This is a genomic window from Streptomyces natalensis ATCC 27448 (genome assembly GCF_000935125.1).
In the GTDB taxonomy this organism is placed as follows: Bacteria; Actinomycetota; Actinomycetes; order Streptomycetales; family Streptomycetaceae; genus Streptomyces; species Streptomyces natalensis.
This window is the reverse complement of record NZ_JRKI01000003.1, coordinates 362,980-380,710: the sequence shown is the minus strand read 5'-3', so window position 1 is coordinate 380,710 and position 17,731 is coordinate 362,980. Positions and strand designations below refer to the sequence as shown.

Below are 17,731 nucleotides of genomic sequence, written 5' to 3'. Positions count from 1 at the left end.
GGCCGGGCCGCGCGGCAGTCCCTCCGGCCCGGCCCGGCGGCTCAGCCCGACATCCGCCCCTGCGCGATCAGGCGGTCCACCACCTGCGAATGGGCGGGCGCACACCGAAGGAGCGCCTCCTCGCGGTCGAACCAGGCGTATTCGGCGATCTCCCGCCCGGGCTCGGGGGCGATGTCCTGCGGGCCGCCGGTGAAGCACGTCATGTGCAGCCGACGGCCGTTCTTCCCGTGCGCGACGTCATGGATCACAAACGCCTCCGACAGCTGCTCCTCGGGAACCACCAGACCGAGCTCTTCCGACAGCTCCCGCGACAGCGCCTCACGGGCGGTCTCCCCCGGCTCGTACTTGCCGCCGGGAAGGTAGAACGTGTCATTGCCCCGGGTCCGTACGCTCAGCAGCCGGCCCTCACGCAGATGCAGCCAGGACACCGACCGCAGCGGCGCCTCCCGCTCCATGCAGATCAGCGAGCGGCCGGTCTCCTCATCCGTCCGCCACGACCGCTCCAGAAACCCCAGGAGCCGGTAGAACCCGCGGGCGCGCTGGTTCTCCTCGAAGACCGTGAGGCACAGCGCACCGTGCAGCTCCGCCGCGTGCTCCACCAACTCCCGCCCGATGCCGGACCCTTGGGCCTCGGGCGCCACAAAGGGCCCGTCGATCTCCACACCGCTTCCGGCGCTGCCGTGCCGGCGGCCGTCGATCAGCTGGAGCAGGCCCACCACCCTGCCGTCCCGCTCCGCGACCCACCTCCCACCCCGGGCAACACGGTCCTCGCGCAGGACTGGCGCCCGCTCCCCCTCGCCCTCCCCGTCGATGAACGGGTGCGCCTGCCGTACGGCACGGGCCCAGAGGCCGCTCACCGCGTCCTGGTCGGCCGCCCGGTACCGCCTGATGATCGTTTCGCTGCTCATTACGCCGACCGTAAACAGCCCGCCCACAGCGGGCAAACCGTTTCCCGGCCCCTGTACCCGGCTGCGGGCTCTGGCGAAAGGGGGACCCGAGAGGGACAGGGGGTCCGACTTAAGGCTGACGTGAGTCCGTACCTGACGCGTACGGACGGGCCCCGAATCCGTGGGTGAATGGAGACGGGGAGCCAGAGCGGCTCTGCACTCAAGGGGAGTTGACCATGCAGCCCAGGACGAACGCCGGACGCCGGACCAGGAACACCGTCGTGGTGGCACTGCTCGTCGCCGCCGTCTGGGGCGGCACGGCGCTGGCTCGCAGCGCCGCCGCACATGCCGATCCGGACGGACCGACCGGACCGGTGGCCCACTTCAGCCGGGCGGTGCAGCTCATCAGGGGCTGAGCGCGGTTCATACGGGGGCGGACGACCAGACGCGATGTTTCACGTGAAACGCGGCAGGGGCGATGTTTCACGTGAAACATCGCCCCTGCCGCCTCGGGTTCAGCCGGGACGGCTCAGCCCCAGGTGATCAGCCGCTTGGGGTGCTCCAGAATCGCCGCGACATCCGCGAGCAGCTTGGAGCCCAGTTCACCGTCGATCAGGCGGTGATCGAAGGACAGCGCCAGGGTGGTGACCTGGCGGGCCTTGACCTGGCCCTTGTGGACCCAGGGCTGGAGCTTGACCGCGCCGAAGGCGAGGATCGCGGACTCGCCCGGGTTGAGGATCGGCGTACCGGTGTCGACGCCGAAGACGCCCACGTTGGTGATGGTGACCGTACCGCCGGACATGGCCGCCGGGGAGGTCTTGCCCTCGCGGGCCGTGGAGACCAGCTCGCCCAGTTCCGCGGCGAGTTGGGGCAGCGTCTTGACGCCCGCGTCCTTGATGTTCGGGACGATCAGACCCCGCGGAGTGGCCGCCGCGATGCCGAGGTTGATGTAGTCCTTGTAGACGATCTCCTGGTTTGCCTCGTCCCAGGCCGCGTTGACCTCCGGGTGCCGCTTGATGGCGACCAGGAGGGCCTTGGCAACGAGCAGCAGCGGATTGACGCGCAGCCCGGCCATGTCCGGGTCCTGCTTCAGCTGCTGGACGAGCTTCATCGTGCGGGTCACGTCGACGGTGATGAACTCCGTGACATGGGGCGCGGTGAAGGCCGAGTTCACCATCGCCTGGGCGGTGGCCTTGCGTACGCCCTTGACCGGCACCCGACGCTCGCGGGCGGCGGCGTCGACCACGCCCACCTCCGCGGGAGCCGCCGCTGCGGGCGCCGGCGCGGCGGCCACGGACGGAGCCGGGGCGGCGGCCGCATGGACGTCCTCGCGGGTGATGATCCCGCCGGGACCGGTGGGGGCGATGGTCGCCAGGTCGATGCCCAGGTCCTTGGCGAGCTTACGGACCGGCGGCTTGGCCAGCGGCCGGCCGGCCTGCGGAGCGGGAGCAATCGGAGCGACCGGAGCCGCGGCCGCGGGACGCCCGTTCAGCTCGGCCTGCACCATGGCGTTCACCGGCTCGGGCTGGGCAGGCACACCCGTCTGGGCACCCACCGGGGCACCCGGCTGCGGCTTGCGGGCCCGGCGCTTCGTCGAGGCCGGGGCGGCACCATAGCCGACGAGGACCGCCTGCCGGCCCTGCGGCTCGGCATCGGTCTCCACCCCGGCGGGCGCGGACGTCGCGTCCACGGCCGGCGCGGCGGACTCGGGCGCGGGCCCGGCGCCGGGGTCGGTGTCCACGGCGATGATGGCGGTGCCGACATCGACGGTGACGCCCTCGTCGAAGTGCAGCGCATGCACCACCCCGTCGTAGGGGATGGGCAGTTCGACGGCCGCCTTGGCGGTCTCGACCTCACAGATGACCTGGCCGTCGGTGACGGTGTCGCCCGGCTGGACGTACCACTTGAGGATCTCGGCCTCGGTGAGGCCCTCGCCCACGTCGGGCATCTTGAACTCACGGATGCGCTGGGCGCCTGTGGTGCTTGCAGTCATGGTCACGAACTCTCCTCAAACCCCTCAGTACGCCAGCGCGCGATCAACGGCGTCGAGCACCCGGTCCAGTCCCGGAAGGTACTCGTCCTCCAGCCTGGACGGCGGATACGGGGCGTGGAAGCCGCCGACCCGCAGGACCGGCGCCTCCAGGTGGTAGAAGCAGCGCTCGGTGATCCGGGCAGCGATCTCCGCACCCGAGCCGAGGAAGGCCGGCGCCTCGTGGACCACGACCAGCCGGCCGGTCTTCTCGACCGACGTCTGGACGGTGTCGAAGTCGATCGGCGAGATGGAGCGCAGATCGACGACCTCGACCGACTTGCCCTCCTCGGCCGCAACCTTGGCGGCGTCGAGACAGACCTTCACCATCGGGCCGTATGCGGCGAGCGTGAGGTCGTTGCCGGCCTGGGCCACACGCGCCTTGTGGAGCGGGTCGGGGATCGATTCGGTGTCCAGCCGCGACCGGTCGTGATAGCGGCGCTTGGGCTCGAAGTAGATGACCGGGTCGTCGCCCGCAATGGCCTGCTGGAGCATCCAGTAGGCGTCGGAGGAGTTCGAGGGAGTGACCACCTTCAGGCCCGCGACATGCGCAAAGAGCGCCTCGGGGGACTCGGAGTGGTGCTCGACCGCGCCGATGCCGCCGCCGTAGGGGATACGGATGACGACCGGCACCTTGACCTTGCCCAGCGCGCGGGCGTGCATCTTGGCGAGCTGGGTGACGATCTGGTCGTAGGCGGGGAAGACGAAGCCGTCGAACTGGATCTCGGCGACGGGGCGGTAGCCGCGCAGGGCCAGTCCGATCGCGGTGCCGATGATGCCGGATTCGGCGAGCGGGGTGTCGATCACCCGGTCCTCGCCGAAGTCCTTCTGCAGTCCGTCGGTGACGCGGAAGACGCCGCCGAGCTTGCCGACGTCCTCGCCCATGACGACGACCTTGGGGTCGGCCTCCATGGACGTGCGCAGCGAAGCGTTGATCGCCTTGGCGATGGTGATCTTCTCGTGGACAGCCATGGTCAGTTCCCCTCCGCGACGGCTTCGGCATCGGCGAACGACGCCTGGTACGCGGCGAACTGCGCGCGCTCCTCATCGACGAGCGCATGCCCGTCCGCATAGACATTCTCGAAGATCGCCATGGGATCCGGATCCGGCATGGCACGCACGACATCGCGGACCCTCTTGCCCAGCGCGTCGCTCTCCTGGTCGATCGCGGCGAGATACGCATCGTCGACGAGGCCCTCGGACTCCAGATACGTCCGCAGCCGCAGGATCGGGTCCTTGGCCTCCCAGGCCAGCGTCTCCTCGTCGGCCCGGTACTTGGTCGGGTCGTCCGAGGTGGTGTGCGCGCCCATACGGTAGGTGAACGCCTCGACCAGCATGGGTCCCTGCCCGGTACGGGCCCGCTCCAGCGCCGCGCGGGTCACCGCGAGGCACGCCAGCACGTCGTTGCCGTCCACCCGGACGCCCGGGAAGCCGTAGCCGCGGGCGCGCTGGTAGAGGGGGACGCGGGTCTGCCGCTCGGTGGGCTCGGAGATCGCCCACTGGTTGTTCTGGCAGAAGAACACGACCGGGGCGTTGTAGACCGCGGAGAAGGTGAAGGATTCGGCGACGTCACCCTGGCTGGAGGCGCCGTCACCGAAGTACGCGATGACCGCGGAATCCGCGCCGTCCTTCTGCACCCCCATCGCATAGCCGGTCGCGTGCAGCGTCTGCGAGCCGATGACGATGGTGTAGAGGTGGAAGTTATTGCTGTTGGGGTCCCAGCCACCGTGGTTGACACCGCGGAACATGCCCAGCAGGTTCGTCGGGTCGACGCCGCGGCACCAGGCAACGCCGTGCTCGCGGTAGGTCGGGAAGACGTAGTCGTCATCGCGCAGTGCGCGGCCCGAACCGATCTGGGCGGCCTCCTGGCCCAGCAGCGAGGCCCACAGGCCCAGTTCGCCCTGGCGCTGGAGAGTGGTCGCCTCGGCATCGAACCGCCGCGTGAGGACCATGTCGCGGTAGAGCCCGCGCAGCTCATCGGGGGACAGGTCAATCGAGTAATCCGGGTGCTCGACCCGCTTCCCTTCCGGGGTCAGCAGTTGTACGAGCTGGTCCTGCTCCGCCTCGTCCGGCCGGCCGGCCTTGGCCGATGTCGCCTTCTTCGCCGGCGACGCCTTCTTTGCGGCGGTGCGCTTGCTGCCGGCGCGGGTGGCCTTCCGCTGGGCAGTGCCTTCCACGGTCACGTGCTGCTCCTCCGTCTGTCCGGCCCCCGGGGTCCGCCGGTGGCCGTATTGCGGCTCACCCGGTATCCGATTCGGCGCACGGGGTGTGTGCGAACGCGGCCGGTTCCGGGTGGAACAAAGCGTCCCGGACAGTGGCCTGCTCTTTGCACGTTACCCAGAGCCGAAGCCTAAGTGGAAACGGCGCTGACCTGCGATTTTGCTTGGATTTCCAAGTAAAATCACGAAGGCTGGGAACAACTCCTGGTCACAGCGTTGCAGGCCGCCGGGACAACGGCACGTTATATGGGTGACCTGGCGCACGGGAAGAGTTTTGTGTGTGAGACTGAGGCCGTGCGCGAAAACGGAAAAATCATGGTTTTCCTGCTCGATGACCACGAAGTTGTACGGCGGGGCGTCCACGAAATGCTCTCGTCCGAAGCGGACATCGAGATCGTCGGCGAGGCGGGAACCGCCGCAGATGCCCTGGTCAGAATCCCCGCGACGCGCCCCGATGTGGCGGTGCTGGACGTCCGGCTGCCGGACGGCAGCGGCGTCGAGGTCTGCCGTGAGATCCGCTCGCAGAACCCGGACATCAATTGTCTGATGCTCACGTCGTTCGCCGATGACGAGGCCCTTTTCGACGCGATCATGGCCGGCGCCGCCGGTTATGTACTCAAGGCGATTCGGGGCAGCGAACTGCTCTCCGCGGTGCGCGATGTGGCGGCCGGAAAGTCCCTGCTCGACCCGGTGGCCACGGCCCGGGTACTGGAGCGGCTGCGCGACGGCAACGCCGCGAAGGGCGATGACCGGCTGGCGAATCTCACCGAACAAGAGCGCAAGATCCTCGATCTGATCGGCGAGGGGCTGACCAACCGCGCCATCGGCGAGCGGCTCCATCTCGCCGAAAAAACGATCAAGAATTATGTCTCCAGCCTGCTCTCCAAGCTCGGCATGGAACGCCGTTCCCAGGCCGCCGCATATGTCGCGCGGATGCAGGCGAAGAATTCCTGAAGCCGCCTCTCACCAGGCACGCAGCGCCAACCATCGCCGTGCACGGCATCCCGCCGCCGGGACCTTGGTCCCGGCTCATTCGGGGCGGCCGCCCCTACTTGCGCCCGGTACGGACGGACAGTGTGAGGCCATGCCCTGCGACGACTACCGCGCGCTCGAGCTGCTGAGCCGCACACCGTACGGCCGGGTGTCGGCCAGCCGACGCGCGCTGCCGTTCACCACCGTCACCCGGCATCTCCTCATCGACGGGCAGCTGGTCCTCCGGCTGCACCGCGGCTACGGCTACCACCAGGCACTCGACGGCAGCGTGGTCGCATACGAGGCGGACAACATCAACAGCGGCGCGAGCGATACCTGGTCCGTGCAGTTCACCGGCACCGCGCGGGTCTTCGAGCCCACCCCCGGCGAGCGCGCGCTCTTCGGCCGCACCCCGCGACTGGCCGACGGGGTACCGTTCGACCCGGTCTTCCTCCGTATCGAGCCGCAGTTCGTTACCCTGCACCAGCTGACGGACGTGCCGGCCTTCCAGTTCGCACGGATGGCGTGACGCACGACCGGATGACGCACGGCCGAGCGCGGCATACCGGGCGAGGTCTTCCCATATGCGCACTCCGCGTGAGGCTTTCCGATAGGCCCGCTCTGCCCGACCCTGTTGATCTAACATCTGGCGCGTGCTGCGCTCATCTGTAGCCCGGACGGCGGCAACGCCCGACGGGCACCTCCTCGTCCCCCTGCTGAGCCGCTACGGAGACGCCGGCGAGCCCCTCTCGTGTGAACCCGTCGCCGAGGGCCTGCTCAACCACGGCTACTTTCTCGCCACCACACACGGCCGGTATTTCCTCAAGCACCACCTCGACGGCGACCTCGGCGCCATCACCCGCCAGCACCGCGCCACCCTCCGGCTCGCCGACCGCGGACTGCCGGTCGCCCCGCCGGTCCCCGCCGCCGACGGCCACACCGTTACCGTCCTGGACGGCCGCTGCTATGCCCTGCACCCCTGGGTCGAGGGACGGCATCTGAGCGGCGCCGCACTGAGCCTGGCCCAGTCCCGCCGGCTCGGTGCGCTGCTGGGCCGCGTCCACACCACCCTGGAGCAGGTCATGGCGGGCGAACCGTGCCCCCCGCGGCTCACCTTTCCGGCCGACGCCGCCGACCCCGCCCACACCTTCGAGCTGATCGACGAGCTGCTCGCCCTGGCTCGCCGGGCACGCCCCCGCACCAGCTTCGACGAACTGGCCGAACACCGCCTCCTGGAGCGCCGGGCCCTGCTCAAGCGGCTGTCCCACCGCCGCCCGGCGGCCGGTGCAGCGCCCCCCGCGGGCTGGGTGCACGGCGACTTCCATCCCCTCAACGTGCTCTACCGCGGCGCGGAACCGGCCGCGATCGTCGACTGGGACCGCCTGGGCGTCCAGCCCCGCGCCGAGGAGGCGGTACGCGCCGCCGCGATCTTCTTCGTACGGCCCTCCGGCAGCCTCGACCTGGCGAAGGTGGCGGCGTACGCGGGCGCCTACCGCAGCGCCTGCGGCGCCGGATCCGACGAACTGGCCGCGGCCGTGCACCGGGTGTGGTGGGAGCGGCTGAACGACTTCTGGATGCTCACCTGGCGCTACCGGCTCGGCGACCCGCGCACCGACCCGCAGTTCCCGGCCGCGGCCGCACTGGCGGTGTGGTGGACCCGGGAGTACTCGGCCGTGCGGGATGCCTTCGCGGACGGTTTCACGTGAAACAACGGCGGGCCGCTCCAGAAGTCCTGGAGCGGCCCGCCGCCTGCGGCTTGAGCCGGTCAGTTGCCGGTGGTCCCCGTGGTCATGCCGGAGTTCGTACCCGTGGTGGCACCGTCTGTCGTAGCGCCATCGGTCGTGCCACCGTTCGACGTCCCGCCATCGGTCGTGCCGCCGTCCGACGTCCCACCGTCGAGCGTGCCGCCGTCCGTCGTACCGCCACCGGTGGTGTCGGTGGGCGGCTCGGACGTCGGAGGCTCCGACGACGGCGGCTCCGAGCTGGGCGGCTCGGACGACTCCGGCGTGCTGGGCTCCGCGCTGGGCGGCGGGGCGTAGGTGTTGGAGTCACCACCCGTGGTGCCGGGCTCGGTCTCCGGAGTGCTCGGCTCCTCGGTCGGCGGCTCGCTGGTCTTGTGCTGCTTGGAAACCGACGGCGACGGCGACGTGGGGGTGTCCGTCCCGTTCTTCCCCGTCTTCGAGTGCTGGAGCGCAAACGCCACGCCGGCCGCGATGGCGATCACGGCGAGCGCAGCGATCAGCCAGACCTTGCCGCGGCCCCGCCTGGCGGAACGGTGGCCGCCCTCGAAGCCGCCGTCGTCGTCCCGGCCACCCGGCAGAATCGGCTGTGCCGTGGTCTGACCGTTGTCCGGGTGCTGTCGCAGCACGGTGGTCGCGGCGCCGCCCATGCCCTGGGGGCTGCCACCCTCGTGTATCGACACCGGGCCGGTGTTCCAGGTGCCGGTGTGCCCACCCTGCTCCTGAAGCATCTGCAGCGAGTACTGGACCAGCCCGCGCATCTCCTCCGCGGTCTGGAAACGGTCGTCCGGGTCCTTGGCCAGCGACCGCATGACCAGGCCGTCCAGCTCCGGCGGTACCGCCTCGGCGACCTCGGACGGCGGCACCGGCATGTCCTGGACGTGCTGGTAGACCACCGACAGCGGGGTCTCACCGGTGAACGGCGGCCGCAGCGCGAGCAGCTCGTAGAGGAGACAGCCGGTGGCGTACAGGTCGGAGCGGGTGTCGACGGTCTTGCCGAGCGCCTGCTCCGGCGAGAGGTACTGCGGGGTGCCCATGACCATGCCGGTCTGGGTCATCGTGGACTGCGCGCCGTGCAGGGCACGGGCGATACCGAAGTCCATGACCTTCACGGCGCCGCTGTTCGTGATGATCACGTTCGCGGGCTTGATGTCACGGTGCACGATGCCGTGCTGGTGGCTGTAGGCCAGCGCCTCCAGCACCCCGGACACGATGATCAGCGCCTGGTCCGGCGGCGGGGCATCGGCATTGAGCAGCAGGTCACGGATGGTGCGGCCCTCGACCAGCTCCATCACGATGTACGGCACGGTGTTACCGCCGACGAAATCCTCGCCGGAGTCATAGACGGCAACAACGGCGTGATGGTTCAGTCCGGCCACGGACTGTGCCTCGCGGGTGAAGCGGGCCTTGGACACCGGGTCCTCGGCCAGGTCGGCGCGCAGCAGCTTCACGGCGACGGTGCGGCCCAGGCGCACGTCCTCGGCTGCGAACACCTCCGCCATACCGCCCCGGCCGAGCCGGCGTGTGAGCCGGTAACGGCCATCGCCGACCAGCCCTCCATTGCCCCACATCTCCGGTGTATCCGAGATATTGGAGCCGGTGGCCTCAGGATCGGACGGGCCCTGCGGGCTCTGCGTCGGTGCCATCGGTCCTCGCCGTCGAATCGATCCGCATCAAGAGCGGTAAGGTCTCGGTCTTCGCTACAGCACGCTACAGGTTCGACGGCCCCCACCGGCTCGTCGTTGACCGGTCATCAAACCGCCCGAATGCCAGTAGGGGCAAGTTCACCAGGGGTGACCGGGGCCGCAAAAGATCTCCCTACCGTGACCGGATCTTGCACATCTGGTCACGGAACGGGCACACGGCTTGACGTGTCCGGGCCCTACGGCAGACTTGGCTGCGGAATTCCAGAATTTGATCGCGATACATACGGGCAGTACGCCCAGGGGGAAGCGGAACCATGAGCCAGGACGGCGCTCAAGGCCAATTCGAGGGCCGTTCGGTCGGCGGAGGACGCTACCAGCTTCGTGATCTTCTTGGTGCGGGCGGGATGGCGTCCGTGCACCTCGCGTACGACAGCGTGCTCGACCGCGAGGTCGCGATCAAGACACTGCACACCGAGCTCGGCCGCGAGCAGGCATTCCGCGAACGATTCCGCCGCGAGGCCCAGTCCGTGGCGAAGCTCACGCACACCAATATCGTCTCGGTCTTCGACTCCGGTGAGGACGAGCTCGACGGCGGCATGGTGCCGTACATCATCATGGAGTACGTCTCCGGGCAGCCGCTGCGCTCGGAGCTCGACAACGACATCGCCCAGCACGGCGCGATGCCGACCGAGAAGGCGCTGAAGATCACCGCCGATGTGCTCGCCGCACTTGAGGCGAGCCATGAGATGGGCCTGGTCCACCGGGACATCAAGCCGGGCAACGTCATGATGACCAAGCGCAACGTCGTCAAGGTCATGGACTTCGGTATCGCCCGCGCCATGCAGTCCGGCGTGACGTCGATGACGCAGACCGGCATGGTCGTCGGCACCCCGCAGTACCTCTCGCCCGAGCAGGCGCTGGGCCGGGGCGTGGACGCCCGCTCGGACCTCTACTCCGTCGGCATCATGCTCTTCGAGCTGCTGACCGGGCAGCTGCCCTTCGACGCGGACTCCCCGCTGGCCATCGCCTACGCCCACGTCCAGGAAGAGCCGCCGGTCCCGTCGAGCATCAACCGCTCGCTGCCGCCGGCCGTGGACGCGCTGGTCGCCCGGGCGCTGAAGAAGAACCCCAATGAACGGTTCCCGACGGCCGAGGCAATGCAGGACGAATGCCTGCGGATCGCCGGTTCCGGGCAGTCCGGGTCGCCGCTGATCATCAGCGAGGGCCCGCGGGCGCGCACCAGCGGCTCATCGGTGTCCTCGTCGGTGTTCCCCACCGCGAACGGCAATCCGCAGACCCCGGCGCCGCCGAACGTGCAGCAGCCGTATCAGCCGACGCAGGCGGCCTTCGGCCCCTCGACGCCGCCGCCGGTGAACAGTCCCTACCCGACGCCGGCGCCGGGGCCCGCGCCGACCCCCGCGCCGTTCAACGGCGGCGGCTTCCAGGCGCCGCCGCCGTTCGCACCGCCGCCCGTGACGGCACCGATTCCGTCGAGCGGTGGGCCCGGACCCCGTAAGAGCAATACCGCGGTGATCGTCGTCGCGGCGATAGTCGGTGTGATCGTGGTCACTGCGATCGCGATCGCCATCGGGCTGAGCGCGGGCGGATCCAGCGATGACACCGGCGGCGACGACCCGACCTCAAGTTACTCGTATGACGCCAGCCCGTCGGCCAGTACATCTGAGGCACCCGAGGACACCACTGCTACTCAGATCGCTACGAGCGAGTGCACCAGCCCGTCGAAGGCGATCGGCGACGACTCCAAGATCAACTTCCCGTTCCTCACTTACAAGAACCTGGACTCGGTGAAGCAGTGCCTGAAGGCCGCGGGCTGGAACTTCAAGATCACCAAGAAGGACGGCTACTACTCCTACAAAGACACCATCGTGGAGCAGTCACCCAAGGCATTCCAGCAATGGGACCCGAAAAGCGGTGACACGATCCAGCTGACCGTGTCTTCTGGGCACTACCCGAGCAACTGACCTGGTCACATACACAAGGCGGGGCCGGCACGCAGCGCGCGTGCCGACCCCACTTTTGTTGGGGGTGCCTGGGGCCGCGCCTAGAGGTACGGCCCCGACCGGGCGCCGCCTTGACCGAGGTGGCCCTCGTCGTCTTCGGTCGGCGCGCCGGGCGGCAGTGCGCGGCGCATCGACTCCAGCTGGGCGCGGGCCGCCATCTGCTGGGCGAACAGCGCGGTCTGAATGCCGTGGAAGAGGCCCTCGAGCCAGCCCACCAACTGGGCCTGGGCGATGCGGAGTTCCGCTTCCGTCGGCACTGATTCGTTGGTGAACGGCAGGGAGAGCCGTTCCAGCTCCTCCACCAGCTCGGGCGCCAGGCCGTCCTCCAGCTCCTTGACCGAGCTGGCGTGGATCTCCTTGAGGCGTACCCGGCTCGCCTCGTCCAGCGGGGCGGACTTCACCTCCTCCAGCAGCTGCTTGATCATGCTGCCGATGCGCATGACCTTCGCAGGCTGTTCGACCATGTCGGTCACCGGAACCTCGCGGGGCTGTTCGCCGTTTTCCCCGCCACCGCCGGAGCCGGCACTGCCGAGCGCCATACCGTCCGGGCCGACAACCAGGACGTGCGGGTTCTCCTGCGACCGTTCGTTCATCGGCATATCCATGCCGCCATTGTCGCGTACCCCCACGTTGCCGGGTGGCCCGGCGTGCCCCTTGTGTTGTTTCGGCCGCCTGGCGGTGGGATCGGGCGAGAGCCGGATCGGCTTCCCGGGCGGGCGGGGGGCTCGATGTTTCACGTGAAACATCGGCAGGTCTGCCGGGGGACTGCCCTCATGCCGTGTGTTTCACGTGAAACATCGGGTGCCGACGTCAGCGGCGGCGTAGCCGCAGGCCGAGAAAGGCCAGGCCAAGGCCGGTAAGGGCGAGTCCGGCCCCCATGGGGAGGACTCGTTCGACCGGAGCCGAGGGGGTTTCCATCGCATAGGGGCCGGTCGAGGCGGCCGGTTCGGCGCCGTCCGATGGGGTGTGAGGCTGCTGCTTCGGCGGGGCGGACGGCCGGAGGGGCTTGTACGGGTGCCGGTCGAGGCGGTCGGCGACGTCGGGGCGGGAGGAGGGGGACTTCCGGGGCCGGGAGTGCGCCGGAGCCCGGCCTGGGGGCGCCTCGGGACCAGTGCCCCGCGGCTTCTTGTGCGGGCCCTTCTTGGCCTTGGGGGTGTCGGGCGGGGACTTGCCGTGGTCCGGCGGGCCCGCGGCGTCGTCCGGTGCCCGCGAGGAGTCCGCGTCCGGGTCGGGCTTGTGGTGGAAGTCGAACCAGGGCAGGTACTCGGATGGCTCGTCCGGGTAGCGCGGCATCTCGTGCGCCATCTCTTCCGGCATCTGCGCGAGAACGTCCCGCAGGCCGGCGAACTCCGGGAGTTCCATCTCCGCGTCCGGTCTGGGGACATCCGGCACGAGTCCCGGCGATTCGGGGCGCCCGGGGTGCCCACGGCCTTCTCCGGCACGGCTGCCGGCCAGCGGTGGATCCGCCGCGTAGGCGGGCGGCTCATGACGCCCCAGGAGATGCGGCGGGCGATGAGGCGGGACGATCCGTTGCTCCGCCGCCGCGGTGGTCGCCAGGGGGACGGGCAGAACGGCGGCGGCCACCAGCAGACCGGTGGTCATGCGCGAACGGAATCCTGGAGCCACAACCGTGCCCCTCCCGTGCCGAGCCGTCGAGTGACGTGTCCAGCGTCACACGCAGCCAGTTTCACGACATCCTGGGTATGTCGATCGGGTTACCTGGCGCGGGGCGGGAGGGGCCGCGGGGCTGTCCGGCCGCGGGCGGCGAAGCTCCGGGTTGTCGGCGTACGCGGAGCCCGCCGGGGCGCTATGGCCGGTCAGACGGTCAAACGGTGAGGACGACCTTGCCCACATGGGCGCTCGCGTCCACCACACGATGCGCCTCGGCGGCGTCCGCCATCGGGATCGTACGGTCCACGATCGGCCGCACCTGACCGTTGCCGATCAGCGGCCAGACATGCTCGCGTACCGCCGCGACAATGGCCGCCTTCTCGTTCAGCGGCCGGGCCCGCAGGCCGGTTGCGGTGATCGCGGCTCGCTTGGCGAGGAGGGCGGCCAGGTTCAGCTCCGCCTTCACCCCGCCCTGCATCCCGATGATCGCCAGCCGCCCGCTGACCGCAAGTGCCTTGACGTTTTTCTGCAGGTACTTCGCGCCGATGATGTCGAGGATGACGTCCGCGCCCTTGCCGTCGGTGGCCTTGCGGAGCTCCTGGACGAAGTCCTGTTCGCGGTAGTCGATGAGGATGTCCGCGCCCAACTCGGCGCAGCGGGCCAGCTTCTCGGGGCCGCCCGCGGTGACCGCGACCCGGGCGCCGACCGCCTTGGCGAGCTGGATCGCCATCGTGCCGATACCGCTGGCACCGCCGTGGACGAGCAGCGTCTCACCGGGCCGCAGGTGCGCGATCATGAAGACATTGGACCAGACGGTGCAGGCCACCTCGGGCAGCGCGGCGGCCTGCACCAGGTCGATACCGGGCGGCAGCGGCAGCACCTGCCCGGCCGGAACGGCCACCTTTTCGGCGTAACCGCCGCCCACCAGCAGCGCGCACACCTCGTCGCCGACGGCCCAGCCGTGCACGCCGGGGCCGAGCGCGACGATCCGACCGGAGCACTCCAGACCGGGGTACGGTGAGGAGCCGGGTGGCGGATCGTAGAAGCCCTGGCGCTGCAACAGGTCCGCGCGGTTCACGGCGCTGGCCGCGACCTCGATCAGGACCTCGCCCTCGGCGGGCTGCGGGTCGGGCACGTCCGCCCAGACAAGTGCTTCCGGGCCACCGGGCTCCGGGATAGTGATCGCTCGCATGGGCGCGAGGCTACTCGCCGACCGGGCACGGGGCGACGGGGCGGGGTACGCGGACCGCCCGCTTGTTGAGCTGACGCGCAGTCAAGGAGCCAGCAGGGCGGGGGCATCGCGCGGAGTGACGTAGCCACCGACGACGATGCGATCGTGCAAGGCGGTCCGACCAGATGTCAGCATCCGGGTCGGACGGGCCGTATCGGCCGCTCGCCCTCTCGGGTCGAAGGGAAGGCGCGCCTGAGAACGGGGCTTCATTCTTAGCAGACCCAACGGAGACAGCTGTCACGAGCAGAGTGCTTTCGTCAGGTCTTCGACGAGGCAACAGGAATTCGTGGAGAATGTGGAGGCGCAATCCGAGATTCTCGCGTGTTTCCGGCGTAGTGGATCAGGCCGCGGCGTCGCCCGGCGTTCGCAGCGTTTGACCGGCGAGCGGTTCACTGGACACCTGAGCAGGGATGTCGGGGACCCCGCAGAGCGTGACGGCCCCCAGGAGGACAGCGACGATTCGGTGCATTAACCACTCCTTACGGTAATGCAGTTGGCATTACAGGCGACAACTTTCCACGCCTGCACACCGATACGTCCGGGGTTCCTCTTGCGAGTCATGACGAAACAATGCGTTGCTTTTCTGCTGACGGTTGTGTCTGGTTAAGGCGCCTGCTCCACCTGCTGAGCCAGAAAAGGCCGCGGCACATCCGCCGAAGAGTTGGCCCCCGCATTTCCGCTACCACTGCTCGCAGGATGAGCCGGATGTCGGGCACGCAGTCGGGGCCGGCCGCTCACTCCGTGTCCCTGCCGGGGCCGCGCGCGGGAGTGGGCCCGGAGTGGGACCAGTCCGCCGACCAGGGGAGTTCGAGGAGTTCGACCTCGGTACCGCGGTCGCCGCCGCCGGGCGGGATGACGGCCAGCGCGTCGGCCGCGGCGATCCCCCGCAGCATGGCCGGGCCGTGGAAGTGCAGCGGTTCGGCCATCAGCCCGTAGCGGTCGTCGTCGCGGCAGGTCACCGGGACGAGCCGGGTATCGCGCGGATGGCCGTGGACCGAGGACCACAGCGGGATGCGGTACGGAACCGGGGCGCGGCGGCCGGACAGGGTCCGCAGCAGCGGTTCGGCGAGGGTGAGCAGTCCGGAGACGGCGGCCAGGGGGTTGCCGGGGAGACCGACGAGATGGCGGTGTCGGGTGATCCGGGCGAGCAGCATCGGGTGCCCGGGGCGGACCTCCACCCCGTCGACCAGCACCTCGGAGCCCAGGCGGCGCAGGGTGGGGTGCACATGGTCGACCGGACCCGCCGCGGTGCCGCCGGTGGTGAGGACGAGGTCGGCCCGGGAGCCGGCGATCGCCTCGTAGAGCGTGTCGGGGTCGTCGGCGAGATGGCGGGGCGCGGCCGCCTCGGCGCCCAGCGCATGCAGCCAGGGGCCGAGCATCGGGCCGAGCGCATCGCGGATCCGGCCCTCGTGCGGCAGGCCGTGGCGCAGCAGTTCGTCGCCGAGGACGAAGACATCGACTTGCGGGCGGGGGTACGTCGTCAGCTCGTCGTACCCGGCGGCCGCGGCCAGGCCGAGGACCGCCGGTGTCACCAGGGCGCCGGCCGCCAGCAGTTGGTCGCCGCTGCGGCACTCCTGGCCGCGTGGCCGGATGTCCTGGCCGGGCGGCGCGGGCCGCTGGGCGTGCAGCCGGGGCCGGCCGTCGCGCATCTCCCGGACCTCGCCGTGCTCGCGGCGCAGCACGGCGGTGGCGCCGGAGGGGATCCGCGCGCCGGTGGCGATGGGGATCGCATGGCCGTCGGGGAGCGGGGCGGTGGGGGCGTGTCCGGCGAGGATGCCGGCGTCGCCGGGGCGGTCCAGACGCCAGGGGCCGGGTCCGGAGACCGCCCAGCCGTCCATGGCCGAGGTGTCGAAGGACGGCAGGTCGGTGAGGGCGGTGAGCGGCGCGGCGAGGATACGGCCGAGGGAAGCGCCCAGCGGCGCCGTTGTGTGCGGAAGCGGGCCGGGCACGGCGCGACGGGCGATGTCGCGGGCGGCGTGCCAGGGGGTGGGGGCGTGGGAGGCGGGGGTGGGGTTACGGGGTCCGGTGGAGGAGGGAGTGCCGGGGGTGTCGGCGTGGGGGCTGGGATCCGCCGGGGTGCCGGAGGTGTCGCCCGTGGCGGGGGCGGCACATGCGTCGCCGGTGGCGCGGGTGTCACCCGTGCCGGGGGCGTGCTCGTCCGCACCGTAGGGACCGTCCACACCGTACGAATCGTCCACGCCGTGCGGACCATCCACACCGTGCGGCTCGCCCGCCCTGTGCGGCTCGCCCACCCCGTATACCCGTCCCGCCCTACACGCCCCCCGCTCGGCGGCGCCGTGGGTCGTCGCTGGAACCACTCCGTTGGCCAGTGCCAGCGCGGCGTCCAGTGCGGCGTCGAGCTCCCCTTCGGTCATTCGGCGGGTTTCGTCTCGCCGCCCGGGGCGCCGCCGCTGTCCCCGTTCGCCTCGGCCTCGGCGGCCCAGCGGTTGGCCAGTGCGGCGGCACGGTGGACCAGCGCGGTCACATCGCCGCCCTGCTGGCCGGCGGCGTAGCCGATCAGAAAGGTCGTCAGCGGTGCGGCCGGGCGCGCCACCCCGTGTGCCGCGTCGCGGGCGACATCGAGCAGGGCGGCGGTGTCGACATCGAGGTCGATGCCCAGTTCGTCCTTGACTGCGGTGATCCATTCGTCCAACACACGTCCATGCTCCCTGATGCGGGCGCGTGCCGCGCCGAGGTCCTCCCAGGTGTCGCAGTCGAAGGATGCCGTGGAGGTGACGTCCGGGACCCGTTCGAGCGTCAGCTCGGACAGCAGGACGCGCAGCGGAAGTCCGGTCAGGGTGCCGTGTTCGGCGTGGAGCAGGGCCAGTTCGCGGCGTAGCGACTCGGCGCGGTAGGCGGCGACCAGGGGCTGATCGCGGCCCTCGGCGTCCCGCAGCAGGGCCCCGTCGCGCGGTGCGCCGCCGTCGGCCGTACCGGTCGCCGCCGCGAGGAGGCCGCGTACGGTCGCGGGCGTCAGGAACGGCAGATCGGCGGAAAGGACGAGGACCGTCGGGGCGGTGATGTGCCGCAGGCCGGCGTCGAGCGCCGCGAGCGGCCCGCCGCCGGGCGGGTCCTCCAGGGCGCGGACCACGGGGCGGCCGGCGGGGCGCCGGGGTCCGACGACGACGGTGATCGCCGCATCGGCGCAGGCGGTCAGCACCCGGTCCAGCAGGGCTCGGCCGCCGACCGACAGGGCGGGTTTGTCCGCCCCGCCGAGCCGCCGGGCCGCGCCGCCGGCCAGCACGATGGCGTCGTAGTCGGTGTGGTCGCTCACCCCATGAGTATCGCCAGGGGCGCGGGGTTAACACAGGGGTCTCAGGCGTCAAAGGTGTCGCGGCCGTCACAGGGCCGGTCCTACGAGCCCGCCGCGCCGCGC

At 70.4% G+C, this 17,731-nt stretch carries 15 protein-coding genes; 5 read left to right on the top strand and 10 right to left on the bottom strand.

All coding sequences use genetic code 11. From position 1 onward, the window contains the following. Positions 1-41 precede the first annotated feature (41 nt). On the bottom strand, positions 42-908 hold the full coding sequence (locus SNA_RS38135) for a GNAT family N-acetyltransferase (protein ID WP_052808873.1): 867 nt from the start codon (positions 906-908) through the stop codon (positions 42-44). 215 nt (positions 909-1,123) lie between these two features. Here SNA_RS38135 and SNA_RS02695 point away from each other — a divergent pair, with 215 nt between their 5' ends. After that, a complete protein-coding gene (locus SNA_RS02695; RefSeq protein WP_030066389.1) occupies positions 1,124-1,303 on the top strand; it encodes a hypothetical protein in 180 nt (59 codons plus the stop codon). A gap of 113 nt (positions 1,304-1,416) precedes the next feature. Here SNA_RS02695 and SNA_RS02690 read toward each other — a convergent pair whose 3' ends face one another. The 3 genes from SNA_RS02690 to pdhA are packed head-to-tail and all read right to left on the bottom strand — an operon-like array spanning position 1,417 to position 5,099. After that, a complete protein-coding gene (locus SNA_RS02690; RefSeq protein ID WP_044363128.1) occupies positions 1,417-2,880 on the bottom strand; it encodes a dihydrolipoamide acetyltransferase family protein in 1,464 nt (487 codons plus the stop codon). 24 nt (positions 2,881-2,904) lie between these two features. Then, on the bottom strand, positions 2,905-3,888 hold the full coding sequence (locus SNA_RS02685; protein WP_030066392.1) for an alpha-ketoacid dehydrogenase subunit beta: 984 nt from the start codon (positions 3,886-3,888) through the stop codon (positions 2,905-2,907). 2 nt (positions 3,889-3,890) lie between these two features. Next, entirely contained in the window at positions 3,891-5,099 is a 1,209-nt protein-coding gene (gene pdhA, locus SNA_RS02680; protein WP_044362903.1) for a pyruvate dehydrogenase (acetyl-transferring) E1 component subunit alpha, read from the bottom strand. A gap of 330 nt (positions 5,100-5,429) precedes the next feature. On the opposite strand from pdhA, the gene SNA_RS02675 reads away from it, so the two are divergent. From SNA_RS02675 to SNA_RS02665, 3 genes are all read left to right on the top strand, one after another. Then, on the top strand, positions 5,430-6,089 hold the full coding sequence (locus tag SNA_RS02675) for a response regulator (RefSeq protein ID WP_030066395.1): 660 nt from the start codon (positions 5,430-5,432) through the stop codon (positions 6,087-6,089). Between the two features lie 130 nt (positions 6,090-6,219). Continuing rightward, positions 6,220-6,636, top strand: coding sequence for a pyridoxamine 5'-phosphate oxidase family protein (locus tag SNA_RS02670; protein ID WP_030066396.1), 417 nt, complete (start codon positions 6,220-6,222; stop codon positions 6,634-6,636). Positions 6,637-6,760: 124 nt separating this feature from the next. After that, the gene (locus tag SNA_RS02665; protein ID WP_030066397.1) at positions 6,761-7,813 is read left to right on the top strand and encodes a phosphotransferase; all 1,053 of its coding nucleotides are present in this window, start codon (positions 6,761-6,763) and stop codon (positions 7,811-7,813) included. A gap of 59 nt (positions 7,814-7,872) precedes the next feature. On the opposite strand, the gene SNA_RS02660 is transcribed toward SNA_RS02665, so the two are convergent. After that, a complete protein-coding gene (locus SNA_RS02660; protein ID WP_030066398.1) occupies positions 7,873-9,492 on the bottom strand; it encodes a protein kinase domain-containing protein in 1,620 nt (539 codons plus the stop codon). Positions 9,493-9,806: 314 nt separating this feature from the next. Between SNA_RS02660 and SNA_RS02655 the strand changes: the two genes are divergently transcribed. Next, a complete protein-coding gene (locus SNA_RS02655) occupies positions 9,807-11,474 on the top strand; it encodes a protein kinase domain-containing protein (protein ID WP_044362901.1) in 1,668 nt (555 codons plus the stop codon). An 80-nt stretch (positions 11,475-11,554) separates the two neighbouring features. Here the strand turns inward: SNA_RS02655 and SNA_RS02650 are convergent, their stop codons facing one another. The 5 genes from SNA_RS02650 to SNA_RS02630 form a co-directional block, all read right to left on the bottom strand. Further along, entirely contained in the window at positions 11,555-12,118 is a 564-nt protein-coding gene (locus SNA_RS02650) for a bacterial proteasome activator family protein (protein ID WP_030066401.1), read from the bottom strand. Between the two features lie 205 nt (positions 12,119-12,323). Beyond that, entirely contained in the window at positions 12,324-13,115 is a 792-nt protein-coding gene (locus tag SNA_RS02645; protein WP_044362899.1) for a hypothetical protein, read from the bottom strand. A 223-nt stretch (positions 13,116-13,338) separates the two neighbouring features. Further along, positions 13,339-14,316 carry an NAD(P)H-quinone oxidoreductase gene (locus SNA_RS02640; RefSeq protein ID WP_044362897.1) on the bottom strand — a complete coding sequence of 326 codons (978 nt, stop codon included), beginning with the start codon at positions 14,314-14,316 and terminating at the stop codon, positions 13,339-13,341. Between the two features lie 773 nt (positions 14,317-15,089). Continuing rightward, positions 15,090-16,730 (bottom strand): molybdopterin molybdotransferase MoeA, encoded by a 1,641-nt coding sequence (locus SNA_RS02635; protein ID WP_078969619.1) that lies wholly within the window; start codon positions 16,728-16,730, stop codon positions 15,090-15,092. Beyond that, entirely contained in the window at positions 16,727-17,629 is a 903-nt protein-coding gene (locus tag SNA_RS02630) for an NTP transferase domain-containing protein (protein ID WP_030066405.1), read from the bottom strand. The genes SNA_RS02635 and SNA_RS02630 overlap by 4 nt, the downstream gene beginning before the upstream one ends. Between the last annotated feature and the right edge of the window lie 102 nt (positions 17,630-17,731).